Consider the following 18,788-nt stretch of genomic DNA (forward strand, 5'->3'; position numbering starts at 1 on the left):
TTACAAAAAGGTTGTGAGGAAACTATGAAGAAAAAAAGAAAGGCATGATTCGCCTCTCCTTTGCTTCATCCCGTCACTTGCAAGCGTCCCATCATGCCGCTTTCTTTGTGTCCAGGGATCGTACAATAAAATTCATAGATTCCTTCCTCCAATGCCTTCCATACTGTTTCAACAGACTCTCCCGGTTTGGCGTGCAAATGAACCACGCCCTCAGCCATTGCTCCATGCCGATGTTCCGTGCTTGATTCTGAAATCGTTACAATTTTTCCATGCGACACAACCTCGATATCGTGCTCTACACTGCCATCATTTTGAAAGACGACTTTGATCTCCGTATTTTTTTTCACGGTAAATTGGTTCGGTTTATAGGAAAAGTCGACGGCTGTGAGGTTGATTTCTGTCGCGCGATCGCCTGCATAAAGGGCCGGGGATGGAAACGGTAATGATTGAAACCAGAAGAAGACGGCAAGCAGCAACACAGCTGGAGCGGCAGGATGATGAAAAATGGAGGACCACTTCGTTTCTTTTTTATTAAAATCAATCAGCTTGGCTACGAGCAGCATACATACGGTATAGAGCATGACGAAAACAAACAAGAGAGGCTCTACTTTTTCACTAGGGACCATCTCTCCCAGCATGGCGCCCATCATCCCGCCCATGACGCCTGATAAGATTCCTTCTACAATACTCAGGATCGACAATGGAACTCCTAGCAGAAAACCAGACAGTCCACCTGCCAGCATTCCCCACATGGTGGATACATAAAGGTCTCCCCTGTAAACATCGCCGAGGATCAACCCTCCAATCAAGCCAATCATCATACTGACAGACATCGTGCTCATCATGCCTTGCATATGATCGATTCCCTGCTTTCGTCGCCATATAAACCATGTGAAACAAACGTAAGCGAAACCGACGTAGATCAGGACCTGATACACCGCGCTCAAGATACCACCCCCGAGTATATTCCCCACATTGTAAAGTATGTCCTACGCCAACAAAATAGGACAAAACGAACGAGAAAACCCTCTGACTACTGTCGAGAGGGCTCACACATTTTCTAGTTCGCATGCCTGTTGGTAGCCTTTGCGCTCTCATATTCCCCCTGGTGATGGATACATGAAACATAGTGGTCGGATGAGATTCGCTCTAGCATAGGTACCATATTCCGGCAGTGGTCAACCTGATGGGGGCAGCGGACAAGGAAAGGACATCCTCTTTGGATTCCTTCATTCTGCACTTCCCCATCTACTATCAGCTCTTGCCTGTGTTTGAGAAAATGATTAAGATCGGATACCACGGCTACGAGTGCACGTGTGTAAGGGTGAGAGGGATGATACAGAATCTCATGAGTCGGTCCGATCTCGACGATATTCCCTTGATACATAACAGCTATCCGATCACACATGTAGGCAGCCGTCGACAGATCATGGGTAATAAACAGCATCGTCAGACCCATTTCTTCCTTCAATGATTTTAATAGCTGCAAAACGCCCATTCTGACCGACACATCCAACATGGAGGTCGGCTCATCAGCCGCAACGAACTTTGGTTTTAAAATGAGCGCTCGAGCGATTGCAATTCTTTGCCGCTGTCCCCCGCTTAGCTGATGCGGATATCGCTGCAAATAGCTTTCGGCAGGTCTTAACTCGATATGGTTGAGAATTTGAAGCACTTTCTCCCTCTTCTCTTCAAAGGTGCTCGCTTTTTTATGGGCATGGAGCGGCTCCATTAAGATTTCAAGAATAGTCATTCCTGGATTCAATGAATCGTACGGGTCTTGAAAAATCATTTGCATCTCTTGCCGAATTCCCCTCACTGCCCGTTCCCCTAATCGACACAAATCTTGCCCATCAAAAAGAATTTGACCGGATGATTCTTTTGTAAGCCGCATAATCATTCGAGCAGTCGTTGTTTTCCCGCACCCGCTCTCCCCGATGATCCCGAGAATCTCCCCCTTTTTAATAGAGAAATTCACATTGTTTACTGCATAGACCGTCGTCTTTTTGCTGCGAAAAAACGCTCCCTGCTTCTTTTCAAAGCGTTTGACCAGATGTTGCACCGTCACCAAATCATCATTGGATTGCGACTTTTGTGTGATTGCCATGTCTTACCCTCCTACAAAACAGGATACAAAATGCCCTTCATGCACTTCTCTTATTGGAGGTGACTCTACCTTGCATTTGTCTTGCACATGTTGGCATCTCGTATGAAATCTGCACCCTTTTGGCGGGTTAATGAGCAGCGGCACTGTCCCCGGAATCGAACGGCATTCTTTCTCGGGGTCATTCATATCGGGAGTGGCAGCGAGCAAACCTTGTGAGTACGGGTGCCTTGGGTTCGTAATCAATTGTTCCGTTGTCCCCCATTCCACAATCTTGCCCGCATACATAATGGCAATCCTTTCACAGATGGCTGTCACCATCGGCAGGTCGTGAGAGATAAGAATAATAGACAAGTCCATAGATCGTTGCAGATCTTTCAAAATCGCGATGACTTGCGCTTGGGTCAAAACATCCAGTCCGGTCGTCGATTCATCTGAGATGACGACCTGCGGATTACAGGCTAGCGCCATCGCTATGGCTACACGCTGTTTCATTCCTCCGCTGAATTCATGTGGGTACGACTTGCGCCTTTGCTTGGGAATCCCGACCATTTCCAATAGCTGCTCTGTTCGTCGAATCGCTTCCTCCATCGTCATTTTTTCGTGTAACAGAATCGCTTCCATAATTTGTTCCCCGACCGTAAATACAGGATTTAAGGCATTCATCGCGCTTTGAGGAATAACCGAAATTGATTTCCAGCGAAGCTTCTCGATCTGCTCTGCTGGCGCCTGCAACAAGTCGACTCCACCCAGCATGGCTTTCCCGCTCATGACCTTCCCCGGGTATTCGAGTAATCGCAGAATGGACTGAATCACGGTGGACTTCCCGCAGCCAGACTCTCCGATCAGTCCGAGCATTTCCCCCTTTTCCAGGTGAAAGCTGACATCCTCAACGGCTTCTACTACACCATTTGCCGTAAAAAAGTGTGTGTGCAAATTTTCGACGACGAGAACTTTATTCATGGCTAGTCACCCTTTCCGCAGCCGAGGATTAAAGATTTGTTCCAGTGAGTAGCCAGCAAAAGCAAACCCGATAACCAGCGCCGTAATTAACACACCTGGTGGCAAGATCCACCATAGCCATGCATCCGTCAGGAAAGCACTTCTGGCCTGTGCATAATACAGGGTCGTTCCCCAGCTTTTATTCAAAGGGTCGCCCAGCCCTAGGAAACTAAGGGAAGCTTCCAGCAAGATGGCGTTGCTCGCGGCCATGATGAATTGTGATAAGGCGATCGGTACGACTCCCGGCAAAATATGACGGAACATCACGGTAGAAACGCTGCTGCCAATTGATCGTGCAGCCTCCACGAACCCTTTCGTTTTTATCGTAAGGACCTGTGAGCGAACCACCCTAGCAGGAGATGCCCAGGTCAATACGGTAATGACGAAAATGAGATTCCAAAAGCTCGGACCGATAAACGCGGCGAGCAAAATCATCAAAGGCAAAAAAGGCACAACGAGTACCAAATCTACCAGTCTCATGAAAGCAGAATCGATTTTTCCCCCGAAGTATCCGGCAACGATCCCCACAAGAGAACCGAGCAAGATAGAAAACAACGCAGCTAAAATACCGATCGTCAATGAAATGCGCGAGCCGTACAGGAGCTCGCTAAAGATGTCTTGTCCAACGTCATTGGTTCCGAGTACATAATCTCCGCCTGGCGGAAGAAATGGCGCAGCTACACGTTCGTCTGGGTCAAAAGGTGCTAGGAGTGGTGCCGCTAGCGCAACAATTACAAACAAAAGTAGGATGATGATACCAATCGCCCCGAGTCGGCTAGATTGAAAAATGGTCCAGTACTGCAGCCATTTGCCTTTATCCATTGTTCCTTCCCACCTTTGGATCGAGAATCGGGTATAAGATGTCCGCTAGGAAGTTGGCGATGACTACGCTCAGTGTAATGATAAGAAAAGCAGCCTGTATCACCGGATAGTCCCTGCTTAAGACGGCCTCAAACATCAGCCTGCCGATGCCTGGGTAGGCAAACACGGTTTCAATCACCGTTGCCCCTCCAAAAATATTACCGAGACTGAGCATAAAAACCGTAGCTACCGGGAGTAACGCATTCCGCATCGCATGACGGTATTTGATCATTTTTTCTTTTACGCCTTTGGCTCTGGCCATCATAATGTAGTCCTCGCCCAGCACGTTCAGCATCGAATAGCGCATCGTCATATAGGTTGTCGTAACGGTGATCAATACGAGTGTCACCAGAGGTAAAACGAGATGATGGGCAATGTCGGTAACGCGATCTAATCCAGTCAAATTGCTCCATGCCGTCTGCGCGCCAAAGATGGGAAACAACCCCCATTGTGCGGCAAAAATCGCTACCAGAATCATGCCCAGCCAGAAGGACGGCATCGCGCTTAAAAACATAAAAATCGTCAAGAGACTAACATCGCTTCTTTTCCCCCATTTCCAGGCAGATATCGTCCCAAAAATGACGCCTAACAAGGTAGAAATCACTAAGTTCAATCCAGTTAACAGCAGCGTCCACGGCAACCGCTCTGAAATCAACTCCGTTATCGGCATCTTTTGTTGGTAGGAATAGCCGAAATCCATCGTCGCCATATTTCCCAAATAGATGACGTATTGCTCCAAGAGTGATTTATTCAATCCGTGCGCCTCTAATATGGCCTCCTTCTCTTCCGTCGTCATGAGCATGATGTCTTCTCCCGCTATATACGCGAGGGGACTGCCTGGCATCAAACGAGGGAGGAGGAAGTTCAATGTCAGCATAATAAAAATAACGAAAATATATTGAGTGACCTTGCCTGTTAGAAATCGGGTCATGAGTACACCTCTTCTTTCGATAATCAACAGGAACAAATGGTTCCCCCGCAATAACCTTTAGGAGCATTACTGCAGAGGAAGCTGTCAACATGCTTACTGTTCGCTCTTCGTTTTTCTTCTGCTGAGCAAATACCATCCACCCGCTACGACAACGATAATAATGAGAATGGTCACGATCGAGGTCGTGCCTTTTCCCGTATTCGAATTCGCATTCGCCTGTGCTTCTGTGGATACAGATGTAGCACTTTCTGTAGCAGTAGCAGGCGTTGTGCTTGCAGGTGTTGCTGCTGGCTGTTCCGTTGTCACAGCCGCTTTTTCGCCATTGGAAACAAAGGAGAGCTTGTTGATGATGCCTTTCCCATCCTGGAATACCCACCCGTCGTATTTAGCGGGATTGTACGCACCAATTTCCTCAGCATAGTACAAGGGGACGATCGGATAATCTTTGGCTACCTGCTCTTGCATCTGATTGATAATCTGTTGGCGTTTTTCCGGTTCCAATGTGGCATCGAGCTGTTCAGCCAGCTTGTCAAACTCTGCACTTTTGAATCCGCCAATATTGGTTCCTCCTTTGCCAGCTAGATCGGAGTGGAACAAATCAATCAATCTGGCAGGGAACAGCTGCATCGTAGTCGACCAGCCAAACATCGTCATGTCATAATTCCGGCCTTTGGTGACATCATATTCGGGCCAGACAAGACTAATCACGGTATCGGGGTCCATCGGTCGAACTTTCATATCAATCCCGATCGTTTTTATCCATCCGGCAATGATTTCAGCAGAGCGTATGCTAGAAGGGTTGTTTGATTGGACTAGATTGACGAGTTCGAGCTTTTTGCCATCTGGCGCCTCTCGCAAGCCATCATTGTTCGTGTCTTTATAGCCTGCTTGTTCAAGAATGGATTTGGCTTGTTCAACATCGGTCTTATGTACGACTGCCTTGTTGTAAGAAGAAGTAGCTGGATGAATAAAGCCGGGACTTCCTTTTGTGCCAAAGCCGAGCAAAACCGTATCTACCAAGTATTGCGGGTCGATAGCAAGACTAATCGCTTGGCGAAATTTTTGATCGGACATCGGGAACTTTTCGGCGTTGAATTGGAGGAACGTTGTAGCAAAACCGGGGCCTCTTTCCACTTTAATTGACGGATTGCTTTCAAACTCTTTGACGAGTTCCGGTTGGACTCTGCGACTGATGACATCCAGCTGCCCGGCCGCGAGTGCTGTAAACATGGCGTTAGCTTCTGCGATGATGGGGATGACTAACGTATCGATTTCCGGTTTGCCTTTAAAGTACTGCGGGTTCGCTTTCAGCTTGTAGAATTGATCCTTTTTGTAATCCTCTAAAATGAAAGGACCGCTCCCCAAGGAATTGTTGAAGTTATCAGGATCCGTCACAGAGCTCCAAATATGTTTCGGGAGAATTGGCAAATCAGCGAGAGGTTGAATGAAGAAATCTGGTTCAGGCTTCTCAAGCTCCATGATTACGGTGGTTGGGTCGGGTGTTTGAATGCTTTTCACGAGTGCAGCTGGGGTTGTAAAGCGGGATTTTTTATATTTCAAAAGGTATTCGTAGGTGAACTTCACATCCTCTGAGGTCAAAGGCTTTCCGTCCTGCCACAAGATTTGGTCATGCAAGATCATTTTGTATTGCTTGCCGTCGTCGGATACCGTGAATTCTTTGACCAGCCAAGGAATGGGGTTGTTGCTTTTATCGAGGATAAATAGCGGGTCGTAAAGAAGATTAACCAGCTCGAGTCCAGGAAAGCCGGTATTGTATGTGTATAGATTCAAGGAGCGTTCATCCTGTGTGATCCCAAGCTTCACCTCCCTGTGATTCTCGGCACCAGCCGGAATAGCGAACAACGCGGAAACCAGAGCGATGAGCAGCCATATGATCCCGATTCGATTATGCTTCATCCGACATCTCTCTCCTATTAGTTGATCAGTTCTTTCAAATGAAAGTTCCCATCACGTTTATATGCTTCTGCTAATGTAAAATGACCATGTGTTGCCAAACCGTGATAGACGTGAATGGCTTGATCGAGTACCTTGTGCACTGCTCTTCCCTTTTCGTAGTCAGAGGGCAACGCGGAAAAACCAGGGACGATAGCCTCCATTGCCTTCGCATCTATCGCTTCTTCAAAATGTCGGCCACTGAACTCCATCTGACTGTGCAAGACATCCATCGCTCGATTTTTCTGTTCCCACACTGACGAAATATCAACGACACAGTTGGGATGATGCGGAGTCATGTAATAGATCGCCGGGATCGGATGTGCCTCCAAGCCAGGCATTTCATCTAAAGCAAACTCCCGACTTGCCAATGCGATACTTTCTAAGATTAAAATCATGGCCTGCCTACGGTCTGGGTCCAAGTCGTGAAAAGAATGCTCCGGGTCCTGCGTAATGATAATATCTGGCTTCACTTCCCGGATAATCTGTACGAGCTTTTTCTTGGACTCCGGACTGACATCAACATAACCGGATTGAAAGCCGGGAAAATACATCTGAACCCCCAATACCGCTGCCGCCTCTGTAACTTGCGGGCGTGATTTTTCGCTAGACAGTATGATCGAGGCGTACGATTCCCCTCCATTGTTCACGTTAATGGCAAGAGCACCGCCACACTCCACCACTTCCATGCCGTACACACCTAACAGCAACATTTTCTTGCCCATTTTTTCATCTCCCTTGTCATCCTGTTCGATTGATATTTTCTGTATTATGAAAATATTCTGACTTAAAAATACTATACCCCACTAACCTATATTTCGCAATAATAAAAAAGCTTCATTTCTGAAGCTTTTTATTTCATCAGCTTATTCATCGTGGTTAACAGCTCGTCAATGACTGCGCTGTCCCCTTCTTGGATGCGTTCAATCACACAGGATTTCATATGTCCTTCCAAAAGGATACGTCCCACTGAATTTAAGGCAGATTGTACCGCAGCAATTTGATTCAAGACATCATCACAATAAGCATCCTTCTCCACCATGCCTTTAATCCCGCGAATCTGTCCCTCAATCCGATTGAGGCGCGCCTGCAAGTTTTGCTTGGTTTTTTCTGAATGATGACTGTTTCGATCTGATGTATGACAAGACTGTACAACGTTCAATTCTGCACTTGACAATGAGATTCCTCCTCTAATCATCCTAGCAAACATACGCTTCGATTATAATCCAAATTTTCAAAATGTAGCAAGTTCCATATTCACATATCTGTCAGGAAGACAGCCCCAATTCTTTTCGGACATTTTCCAATCCATATCGCTCGACAAACTTGAAAAACTTCTCTCTCTTTTTCCCTTGCGTCTGATACAACGTAATGATGCTTTGGACGATGGAGGATAATTGTTCTTCCTTCACCTGCTCGACCAGGAGCTCGGCTGTTTTGGCCTCCATTGTTTTCGATTGGCCTCCGACGTAGATTTCAAAGGTTTCTTTTCGCTTGACGATCCCGATATCTTTTACCAACGGCTCTCCACAGGCATTTGGGCAGCCCGTATAACCGACTCTCATCGTAAAAGGAACGACCATCCCTGCGATCGTATCATTCAAATTTCTCGCAGCCTCTAGCCCTTCAATCTCTGCTCCTTTGCAAAAAGAACAGACAGACAAATTCTTCACAACAGAGCCCGTTTCGTACACGCATAAGCCTTTTTCACGCAGCGCTTTTTTCGCATCCTCAGCCTTCTCTTCATTCATCTCGACAATAAGCTGCTGAAAGGTTGAAAGTTCAATTTGTGCATCCTCGCCAACGATTTGACCGATCGCCACCATATCTTTTGGGGTAAACACAGAACCGCCGACACGAATTTCTGGACTTACGGCAAACTGCACACGCTTCAAAAGACATTCCTCCTACACATTTGAATTTTAAATTTTCGGTTAACTGCAAGCTATAAGAAAGACTGCAATTCTACAATCACAGCCTTTCCCGCAACCTTTCCTTAAACGACATCGTATCCTTGATCTTCAATGGTCTCTTTCACATTGTCCAGCGAAACAACGAATTCATCAAAAGTCACGCTTACCTGATTGTCAGCAAGGCTTACCGTTGCTTTGCTAACCCCGTCTAGTTTTTGAAGTGCACCTTCTATGGAGATAACGCAGTGATTGCAGGACATTCCTTGTACGTTCAAAGTGACATTCATTTTACATCCTCCTTTGTTTTTGGGGAGCTTTACTTGATTTCATTTTACGATACCCCTGTAGGGTATGCAATACCCAATTTTACATTTTCCTGCTGTGTACATACAAAAAAGCTCCCCATCTATAAAAGACAGGGAGTTTTCCTTACGCTTCTTGGCTGAGATGATTTCTGATGGGAGCAAAAAACACGTGCTCCACCTCATTCGCGGATAATGGGCGACTATAATAGTACCCTTGAATTTCCTTGCAATGATTTTCTGTCAAAATATCTAATTGATCCTTCGTTTCAATACCTTCTGCAATCACATCCAATTTCAGATGCTTCGCCATCGAAATAATGGTGGCCACAATGGCTTTATCGTTATCATTTCGAGAAAGGTCTGTTATGAAGGAGCGGTCAATTTTTAGTTTGTGGATCGGGAACTTTTTCAAATAGCTCAAAGAGCTGTAACCGGTTCCAAAATCATCCAAGCTAATTCTCGTTCCGATTTTGTTTAACTCATGCAGGATACTGATCGATACGGCCGGGTCCATCATCATGCTCTCCGTGATTTCCAGTTCCAAAAAGTGCGGGGCAAGCTTGGTTTCCTCGAGGATATTTTTGATGTACTGGACGAGGTTCCGTTGGTGGAATTGATGGGAGGACAAGTTGACGGATACGGGGATCAACGGTCCCCCTTCATCATGCCAATGCTTCATTTGCCTGCACGCCTCGCGAAGCACCCATGTACCGATCTCATAGATCAACCCTGTCTCTTCAGCAATAGGGATAAACACTCCTGGTGAAAGCATCCCTTTGGTCGGATGATTCCACCTGACGAGCGCCTCCACTCCGATCATGCGATTACTTTCCGCATGAAATTGAGGTTGGTAATACACTACCAGCTCGTTACGTTCAATTGCTTTTCTGAGATCACTTTCTATTTCAATATTTTCTAGCAATTGGACATCAAAATCGGGTGTATAGAACAGGTGACCATTTTTCCCCTGTTTTTTCACCTCGTACATGGCCGTATCCGCTTTTTTGAGCAGCGCGACAGCATCCGTTCCGTGATCTGGGAATATCGCCGTTCCAATACTTGCTGATATGTAAAATTCACTGTCTTTTAGCGAGAATGGCTGTTTCAATGCTTCAATGATCTTATCCGCTAAACTCTCCGCTTCCCGTCGGTCCGCTCCTGTTTCGCAGAGGATGGTAAATTCATCTCCACCCATCCGGGCAATTGTTGCGTGGTACCCTTCCGCATTTTTTACGATTCTGTCGCTGACCCCCTGCAAAAAGATATCGCCGTAGGAGTGTCCCAAGGAATCATTGATCATTTTGAACCGATCGATGTCGATAACCATGACGGCAAAGCTCGATGAATCTTGGCTACTTTTTTCAATGGATTGATGAAGGACTTGATTAAACTTTCTTCGGTTCGGTAAGTCGGTCAGCTCATCGTGATAAGCCAAATATCTGATTTTTTCTTTCACGCGATTCTCTTCGGTAATATCCTTCACAATGATGTGATTCCCCACCACTTCTCCCTCAATCTCAACCGGGACATTGAGTACACTCAGCTCTACGCGATTTCCGTTCGGATGAAGGATGGTCGTCTCAAAATTATTACGAATGGGCTGAAACGACTGGGCAAAAGAATCTTTAGTGATGTCCCTTTTCTCCTCAACAATATGCATGCCAATTTTGGATACATGTTGATTCATAAATTCTTCCTCACTCAGACCACCAATCTTCGTGACAGCTGGGTTCATTTTGATAATACATCCACCTGTATCTAAGGAAATAATGCCGTACTCATTATTTTTATAAAGGGAACGATACCAGCTTTCATTTTCCTGAATGACCGTATCTTTTTGCGAGAGTCGTTTGTTAATAAACAATCCAAACAATGTAATGCCGATCAGTAAAAAAGTGGCTAAGACAATGATATAGGCCAAGGTCTCCGGTTCGATTTGCGTTTCCACCTCGGTTGTCGGCAGTTCCGTTACGTAGAAATGCGCTGCAACCATCCCAGTGTAATGCATACCCGCTATTGCAGCTCCCATAATGAGTGAACTGCCCAATTTGTATAAATACGCGTATTTCGACTGATCGCGGCGAAAGTAAAACAAGAGCCAAAGTGCCGCTGCCGAAGCAGTCGCTGCAATGATAATAGATAAAATGACGATCCACATATCGTATGTAATTTCGATAATCATCGCGGCCATTCCAACGTAGTGCATCCCAGATATTCCTGCGGCCATCAAAATTCCCGCGATACCTAACTGTCGTGCATTGAGGTTGCTTTTCGTGACGGTAAACAAGGCTATGCTTGAGACAAAAATGGCAAGAATGACAGATAGGATGACATACTCCATGTCATACATAACCTTAATAGGGAGGGTAAGTGCCAGCATTCCGACAAAATGCATGGACCATATTCCAAGCCCCATCGTTGTGGCACCAAAAATCAACCAGAGTAGCTGATGCTTCCCCTTACTTGTACTCACTCTGGCTGCCAGGTTGAGAGCAGAAAAAGAAGCTGCAACCGCGATTAAATAAGATAGTATTACAAGGAAATTGTCGTACGTCCCATGTATCTGGTGATCCAAGCTCCTTCACCGCTTTCCTTTTGTTAATCTGGATGGTTTCACTTAAACCATGCTGCCTGATTCACCATAACGATTTACCTGCAAGTAGGAATCGATTTCTTTCATGGGCAGCGGTTTACTGTAGAAGTACCCTTGGACTTCATTACACATTTGTTCCTTTAGAAAATCAACATGTTCTTGTGTTTCTACACCCTCTGCAATAACAGCAATTTTCATGTTGTGTGCCATATGGATGATCGTTTTAATAATCGCTTGATTCCGTGGATTCAAATTCCGGACAAAGGATTGGTCGATTTTGAGCCGATCGATCGGAAATTGACTTAGATAGCTCAAAGAACTGTAGCCCGTCCCGAAATCATCGATACTGATGCTAATCCCAAGACCTTTCAAGCGATTCAAAATCCGAATCGTATAGTCTACATTTAGCGCCATGCTTTCCGTGATTTCCAGCTCCAAGTATTGCGGAGATAAGCCTGTTTCTTCAAGGATCGAGGTAATCATCTCAATGAGATTGTTTTGCATAAATTGGCGTAAGGATATATTCACCGCAACCGCCAGCTGTGTAAAGCCTGCTTTCTGCCACACTCTTGTCTGTTGGCAAGCCGTTCGCATTACCCATTCCCCAAGCGGTACGATTAAGCCTGTTTCTTCTGCGATCGGGATAAATTGAATAGGTGGGATGAGACCAAGGTCTGGATGTTCCCAACGAATCAACGCCTCCATGCCAATAATCTGGCCCGTTTGCAATTGAATCTTCGGTTGGTAGTGCAGCGTAAATTGTTTCTCATCCAAAGCTTTTCGCAGCTCTCTTTCAAGCTGTAGCTTTTTGGCTAAAACCTGATGCAGCTCCTCCGAGAAAAATTGATAATTATTTTTCCCTTGCTCTTTTGCCAAATACATGGCAGCGTCTGCATGCTTCAACAGCGCTTCAATATCGTCTCCATCCTCCGGAAACATGCTGATGCCGATACTTGGTGTTATAAAGATTTCGATATGGTCCAACGTAATCGATTCGGACATGCTCGTGATGATTCGTTGTGCAATTTCACCAACCTCTTTGTGTGTGACACCTGTGAGAAAGATGGCGAACTCATCTCCGCCTAGTCGAGAAACAGAATCTTCTTTTCGCAAACAACCGATGAGACGATTTGCTACTGCTTGTAAAAGGACATCCCCTATGGAGTGACCCAGCGTATCATTTATGTTTTTGAATCGATCCAAATCGATGAACATGACGCCGATTTTCTCATCTTTTTGCTTTGCTTTGAGCATGGCCTCTGCCAGTTTTTCATGAAAAAGCGTTCGATTAGGCAGGTTGGTTAAGGAATCGTAATGGGCCATGTAGCGAATCGTTTCTTCGGCCTTTTTTCTCTCGGTGATGTCAATCATGGAGCCTACCATTTCCACGATTTCTCCGTTTTCCTCAATAGGTGACAACGTAATGTAATAATCATTTCCGGATAGTTTCAGTTCGAAGGTAACGGGCTCGCCAGCAAAAGCTCTGCGAAAATAGCTTTCCATTTGCTCCGCTACCTCATAAGGAAAGATTTCATACGACGTTTTTCTCAACATCCTCTCAGACGTTAGCCCGAGCTCTTCCGCAATCTTCCCTTCACACAAGGTATAGGTGATGTTCCCTTTTGGATCTGTCACGATCTTGAACACACAGTTTTGCAAGTTTTGAACCGTCCGGCGAAAATCGTTCTGCAATGCTTCTGCCAAAGCTGCTTCTGCTTCAATGCGGTCGGTAATATCCGTACGAATCGAAACATATTGATACGGAACTCCCCGGTCGTCTAGAAATGGAACGATGGTCGTATTCATCCAGTATTCATTACCATTTTTGGCGCGATTCTTCACTTCGCCCTTCCAGACACGTCCTTGCTTGATCGTTTCCCACATCAATTTAAAAAACGACTTGGAATGATAGCGAGAGTTAATGACCCGATGTGTATTTCCAACCAATTCATCCACTTCGTATCTGGAGATTTCACAAAACTTGTCATTTACATAAGTAATGACGCCTTTGTCGTCTGTAATCGCTACAATCGAAGATTCATCCAGTGCATTTTTGATATCGTGCAAGTCCTTCATTGTCTTTGAAAGAGACTCTTCCATCTGCTTTCGTTTCGTGATGTCCGTCCCGATTGCCACGTACTGATAAAGGAATCCACTGTTGTTCATGAACGGTACTAACGTCATGCTAAGCCAATATTCCGTACCGTCCTTCGCCCGATTTTTCATCTCGCCCTTCCATACTTTTCCTCGGCTGATGGTATCCCATAGCGATTTAAAATAGTCTCGCGGATGGAAACCGGAATCGACGATGTTATGGTTCTCTCCGATTAATTCCTCTCTACTAAACTTGGATACTTGACAGAAGTTGTGATTGACGTAGGTGATGATTCCTTTTTCATCTGTTATCGAAATAACTGATGACTCTTCCAATGCAGATAATGCATACTTTACATCTCTGATTTGATTAAACACATGGCACCCCCGCCTGTTCTCGCATTACAATTGAAACTTACGAATGGAATGCTGCAGCTCTTCTGCCATTTCGGCGAGTGTACTGGAAGCGGTTGTAATCTGTTCCATAGAAGCTGTTTGTTCTTGTACAGAAGCAACTACGCTTTGCGTGTTTTCCGCTGCCATTCTTGAAACATGCGCAATTCCCTCTATAAATTCCACTACGGAAACAGTTCCGTTATTGGCTTCATTGATTTGTCCTGACATTTCTTGTGTTCTTTTCGAGACTTCGTCTACTACCCCCAAAATTTTATAGAAGGCAACCCCAGCTTGTTCGATCATGATGACTCCTTCTTTAACTGCTACGTCCCCTTGACTCATGACGTGAATCGCCTTTTCCGTATCTCTTTGAATATCCCCGATGATGGAAGCGATCTGCGAAGCTGCTTGCGCGGACTGTTCTGCTAATTTGCGAACTTCATCTGCTACAACTGCGAATCCTCTTCCCTGTTCTCCCGCTCTCGCCGCTTCAATCGCTGCGTTTAGCGCCAATAAATTCGTTTGACTCGCGATTTCCGTAATAATTGAAACGATTGAACCGACTTCTTTGGATTTTTCGCCGAGCATATTGACCACTTCGGTAGAAGAGCTCACTCTTTGATTAATCTCATTCATTTGTTCGATTGATTGGGCAACCACTTCATTGCCTTCGGTTGCTGTTTTGTTCGCTTCAATGGATGAGCTGATCGCATGATCCATGCTCATTGATACTTGCTGCATAACTTGCGAGATGCTCACGGCAATCTGTGTGGCATTCTCTGCATCATTTACTTGCTGCTCAGCACCTGCTGCAATACCTTGGATCGATTGGGATACGTTCTCTGCTGTCTGACGTGTTAATTCGGAGCTGGCTGTCAATTCCTCGGAGGAGGCGGCTACTTGTTGTGAATGGAAGGAGACTCGTTCTAATAAATCTTGCAGATTATGCTTCATTTGGGAAAAATGGCGGGCCAGATCACCGATTTCGTCGCGATTCTTGATTTGAATATCTGCTGAGGCCAAGTTCCCTGCGGCAATTTGTTCGGCTGCATTCGTGATCAGTAAAACGGGATGAGAAATGGCACGTCCAATCATGAAGGAGATACCTGCTCCTGTGAGAAGAGCAAGTAAGCTAAGCAAGACAACCAGGAGCTTCGTAGATTGAATACCGCTATCCAGCTCGGCAATATCTTGTTCCAATAGCTTCTGTTCGAGAGCAACAAATTCTTGGGCTTTTTGAATGAACAATTCGCCGACTGGCGTACATTCATCTCTGACCAAGCGCGTGTACTCTTCTACCTTGTTTTGTTGTTTTAAGACTACAACCCGATCAATAATTTCCTCGTGTTGGGCATGTAGCTCGTTCATCTCTGTTACGAGTTTTTGCCCTTCAGAAGTCATGCCCAAATTGAACATTTCTGCTGTAAGCTCTTTATAACGGTCATTTGCTTTTGAATACCCCGTCAGGTAGCTATCATCGCCTACAATGACATATCCGCGTGCATACTTTTGTCGTTCACTGACACTTGCAATAATGTCCTTGGACAACATCTCCTTGTTAACTCGGTCTTCAATCATCCTCCCATAACGGGAATCGATGGAAGAAATCTGAGAAAAACCAATCCCTGCTACTGCCACTAAAAGTAATAACACTGCCAAAAATCCTAAAAATAGCTTTTTCCTTACCGTCAACTTCATAATAGTTGTTTCCTCCATCGTAATTCTACGAATTATTCCTTCATTCTGTGAACTATGTAAGTTATTTTATAATCCCTTCCTCTTATGTAACGGCATTTTCTATAGGTCTTTTGACCTTTTTATCATACAACATCGTTCTGTAACATTTTTGGAATTCTTTTCGACAATGAAAAAGCCCCGACTGCCAAGGCGGACGAGGCTTACCTATCCATTTATGCTGCTACTTTTCCTTACATATCTTATCGTTTTGGCGCCCGAAAGCCTGCTTGCTGCGCTTCTTCCTCCGTCGCAAACCACATCTCCGCGTTTGTTTGCTCGTAGCTAGAGGAGCCTGGAACGTGGTAGATTTTCTCGCCTTTGCTGTTAATATTGCCCTTGATGGTCTTGCCTTCTGGTGGCGCGGTCTCTGCGGCTGTATTGTTATTGGACTGTTTTTTGGGCTTGGCTTTTTCCTTAGGAGCCTCTGTCTGCTGCCCTTCTAAAGCCCACAGTCCGCGATTCTGCTCCCGCGCCTCCCGCTCTGCTGCCAGGAACAGCTCTGCTTGGGCTACATTCGGTGGGATTGTCATGATCCGGGCGTAGCCGTCACGAACGAGCTTTTCATTGACGAAGGTGCCGTCTTCCAAATATACGTAAGCAAGCAAACGCTTGTATTTGTCATAGGGCTCTACATCGAACTTCAGCTTGACCTTTTTGCCAGTTAAAAGCTCCTTGGAGTAATTGCTCGCTTCTTTCCCATACGGTTCGACTGGATGGTTGGGTTTCACTGTCTCTGGGGTATCTACGCCAATCATACGGACTTTTTCTCCGCTGTCCAGCTCGAATGTATCGCCATCAACCACTCGTTTGATCACAGCATCTATCTCACCGTTAGCTTCTGGCTGGCCGGACGATCCACATGCCGATAGCAAAAGAACCAGTGCGAACAGATATATGGTTAATCGTTTCATAGACTTCGTTCTCCTCTTCTACGTTGCATTGTTTTCCAGCGTAGTGGATTTGCCAGCGCAGGTCAATAGGAGAGAAAAAAGTACAAATGTTCAAGATAGAAGTCCTTTTTTCCTAACGAAAAAAACGACCTTCACGCAAGGTCGTTTTGTCTATACGTCCAGATTTTAGTCACGATCAGCGCTAAACAAGAACAACAGGACGACCACGACAATAATAATCCATATAAATTCCTCGTTTTCGCGATCAAAAAAACCGTCGAACAGACCCATGGTGGAGTCCTCCTTTCCTTCTCGCTACAGCCTATGCAAAAGGCTAGACGCGTGCCAGTAGTTGGAAGAGCCCAAAAGTGAAATGCGTGTTCAAATCTTACAAGTAGACAAGATCAAATGCGTAAAGGTACCTAGCTGTCTTACTTCATTCGTAAAACCAAGATTGGCAAGCTCCTTTAGCAATCGAGAGCGATCGGCATAACAGCGGTCCTGAATATCTGCTATCATTCTCGTATGACCTGCCTCCGCTAGGGCATCAAGATGAGCTTGTCTATGCGTCTGATCCACAAACATCAAATCGGCAATGACCAACCGCCCCCCTGGTTTTAACACACGACGACATTCCGCCAAGGCGAGCTGCTTCTGATCATCCGTCAAATGGTGCAAGGCGTAACTCGTAGCCACAAAGTCAAATCGGTTTTCTAAAAACGGAAACGCGAAAAAGGTTCCCAGCTTCGTCTCGACCTCCGGGTGTTTCGCTCTGCATTGCTTCAGCATTTGCGGAGATTGGTCGAACCCGCTCATCCTAGCTCCTTTGTTCACGAGACGCCCTGCGAGGTTTCCTGTACCCGTTCCAGCATCCAGACCACACTCCCCCGGTTTGACCGCAACTGTCGCAACGACCTCATCTAGTACGTTTTCGTATGATTCATGACCATTCCCGCCATGTGCCCATTCGTCGTAGCGGTCCGCCCATTCATTAAAATCCCATCGATCCACCCAGTTATCTCGTGTCTGCTTCAATCGCTTGTTCGCTTCTGCCAGTGTAAACAGCTCTCCTGGATCAATCGATTCTCTACCCTTTATCCGCTCAATCATCGCTTCTGTCGTTTGGATGACCTTGCTCATTTCTACCCACCTTGTATACATAAACGAGCGCTGCAGCTCTAAATAATGGAGAAGACTTCCTTCCTGATCTTTCATTTGAATCAGGAGCTCCCGAATGTCTTCTACCGCCATCCCGACCTCGCGGAGTGTAATGATGGTTTGCAGCCTCCAGACATCTTCCTCTGTGAACTGGCGATACCCGGACGCATCTGCTTTCGATGGCTTGATTAACCCTTTTTCTTCATAATATCGAATCGCACGCGGGGTTATTTGCAAGCGATGGGCCATGTCTTTGATTTGCATGGAACTCTCTCCCTGTATCATTCTTTCCTTATCATAAACCTTGACGCAGCGTGAATGTACAGAACGAAAGAAAAAAAGCTGCCGGATTCTTTCCGACAGCTCGTTTCTATCTTCTATCTTATTAATGTCTCGCCGGCTCAGAAATTTGCTGGAGAGCGTCACTCGCCTCATCTTGGTGAAACTGACGAACAGCCATATCTGCCAACGCCACAATTCCGACCAGCTTGCCAGATTCGACAACAGGCAGACGACGAATTTGATGCTGGGCCATGATCCTAGCCGCTTCATCGACAGTCGTTCCAGGTTGCCCAAGAATAATGTCTCGTGTCATGACGACCTCTGTGGCGGTCGAGCCTTCATGCTTTTCAGCCAAGCCACGAATGACGATATCACGATCCGTAATGATCCCGATCACATCATCTTTTTCATCCACAACCGGAATGACCCCTACATTCCAATCGCGCATTTTGCAAGCCACTTCATACACATTATCCTTAAGCGTCACAGTAGCGACATCTTTTGTCATAATTTCGCGCAATGTGCGATTTTCCAGCTTCGCCATTTGTATTCTCCTCCTTTTGCTAATC

At 45.8% G+C, this 18,788-nt stretch carries 16 protein-coding genes; all 16 read right to left on the minus strand.

The genetic code is table 11. The features are described 5' to 3' along the window. Positions 1-65: 65 nt before the first annotated feature. Positions 66-938 carry a cupredoxin domain-containing protein gene (locus HP399_RS19320; protein WP_173620349.1) on the minus strand — a complete coding sequence of 291 codons (873 nt, stop codon included), beginning with the start codon at positions 936-938 and terminating at the stop codon, positions 66-68. A gap of 122 nt (positions 939-1,060) precedes the next feature. Further along, the gene (locus HP399_RS19325; RefSeq protein WP_173620257.1) at positions 1,061-2,107 is read right to left on the minus strand and encodes an ABC transporter ATP-binding protein; all 1,047 of its coding nucleotides are present in this window, start codon (positions 2,105-2,107) and stop codon (positions 1,061-1,063) included. Positions 2,108-2,110: 3 nt separating this feature from the next. Next, entirely contained in the window at positions 2,111-3,067 is a 957-nt protein-coding gene (locus tag HP399_RS19330; protein ID WP_173620258.1) for an ABC transporter ATP-binding protein, read from the minus strand. Positions 3,068-3,073: 6 nt separating this feature from the next. Next, on the minus strand, positions 3,074-3,928 hold the full coding sequence (locus HP399_RS19335) for an ABC transporter permease (RefSeq protein ID WP_173620259.1): 855 nt from the start codon (positions 3,926-3,928) through the stop codon (positions 3,074-3,076). Beyond that, entirely contained in the window at positions 3,921-4,898 is a 978-nt protein-coding gene (locus HP399_RS19340) for an ABC transporter permease (RefSeq protein WP_173620260.1), read from the minus strand. Before HP399_RS19340 ends, HP399_RS19335 begins: the two co-directional genes overlap by 8 nt. Positions 4,899-4,991: 93 nt before the next feature. After that, on the minus strand, positions 4,992-6,815 hold the full coding sequence (locus HP399_RS19345; RefSeq protein WP_173620261.1) for an ABC transporter substrate-binding protein: 1,824 nt from the start codon (positions 6,813-6,815) through the stop codon (positions 4,992-4,994). A gap of 17 nt (positions 6,816-6,832) precedes the next feature. Further along, positions 6,833-7,576 carry a PIG-L deacetylase family protein gene (locus HP399_RS19350; RefSeq protein WP_173620262.1) on the minus strand — a complete coding sequence of 248 codons (744 nt, stop codon included), beginning with the start codon at positions 7,574-7,576 and terminating at the stop codon, positions 6,833-6,835. A 128-nt stretch (positions 7,577-7,704) separates the two neighbouring features. After that, positions 7,705-8,028, minus strand: coding sequence for a metal-sensitive transcriptional regulator (locus HP399_RS19355; RefSeq protein WP_016739861.1), 324 nt, complete (start codon positions 8,026-8,028; stop codon positions 7,705-7,707). A gap of 91 nt (positions 8,029-8,119) precedes the next feature. After that, complete coding sequence (locus HP399_RS19360) at positions 8,120-8,737, minus strand: NAD(P)/FAD-dependent oxidoreductase (protein ID WP_228088565.1); 618 nt, start codon at positions 8,735-8,737, stop codon at positions 8,120-8,122. Positions 8,738-8,847: 110 nt separating this feature from the next. Then, positions 8,848-9,051, minus strand: a complete 204-nt coding sequence (gene copZ, locus HP399_RS19365) for a copper chaperone CopZ (protein WP_173620264.1) — start codon at positions 9,049-9,051, stop codon at positions 8,848-8,850. A 142-nt stretch (positions 9,052-9,193) separates the two neighbouring features. Further along, complete coding sequence (locus tag HP399_RS19370; protein ID WP_173620265.1) at positions 9,194-11,644, minus strand: bifunctional diguanylate cyclase/phosphodiesterase; 2,451 nt, start codon at positions 11,642-11,644, stop codon at positions 9,194-9,196. A gap of 42 nt (positions 11,645-11,686) precedes the next feature. Next, positions 11,687-14,134, minus strand: coding sequence for a bifunctional diguanylate cyclase/phosphodiesterase (locus HP399_RS19375; protein ID WP_173620266.1), 2,448 nt, complete (start codon positions 14,132-14,134; stop codon positions 11,687-11,689). Positions 14,135-14,158: 24 nt separating this feature from the next. Next, positions 14,159-15,850: a methyl-accepting chemotaxis protein gene (locus tag HP399_RS19380; protein ID WP_173620267.1), complete on the minus strand. Its 1,692-nt coding sequence runs from the start codon at positions 15,848-15,850 to the stop codon at positions 14,159-14,161. Positions 15,851-16,089: 239 nt separating this feature from the next. Next, on the minus strand, positions 16,090-16,800 hold the full coding sequence (locus HP399_RS19385) for a thermonuclease family protein (RefSeq protein ID WP_173620268.1): 711 nt from the start codon (positions 16,798-16,800) through the stop codon (positions 16,090-16,092). A 360-nt stretch (positions 16,801-17,160) separates the two neighbouring features. Beyond that, positions 17,161-18,201 carry a MerR family transcriptional regulator gene (locus HP399_RS19390; protein WP_173620269.1) on the minus strand — a complete coding sequence of 347 codons (1,041 nt, stop codon included), beginning with the start codon at positions 18,199-18,201 and terminating at the stop codon, positions 17,161-17,163. Between the two features lie 121 nt (positions 18,202-18,322). After that, complete coding sequence (locus HP399_RS19395; RefSeq protein WP_173620270.1) at positions 18,323-18,763, minus strand: CBS domain-containing protein; 441 nt, start codon at positions 18,761-18,763, stop codon at positions 18,323-18,325. Positions 18,764-18,788 lie beyond the last annotated feature (25 nt).

The organism is Brevibacillus sp. DP1.3A, assembly GCF_013284245.2.
GTDB lineage: Bacteria > Bacillota > Bacilli > Brevibacillales > Brevibacillaceae > Brevibacillus.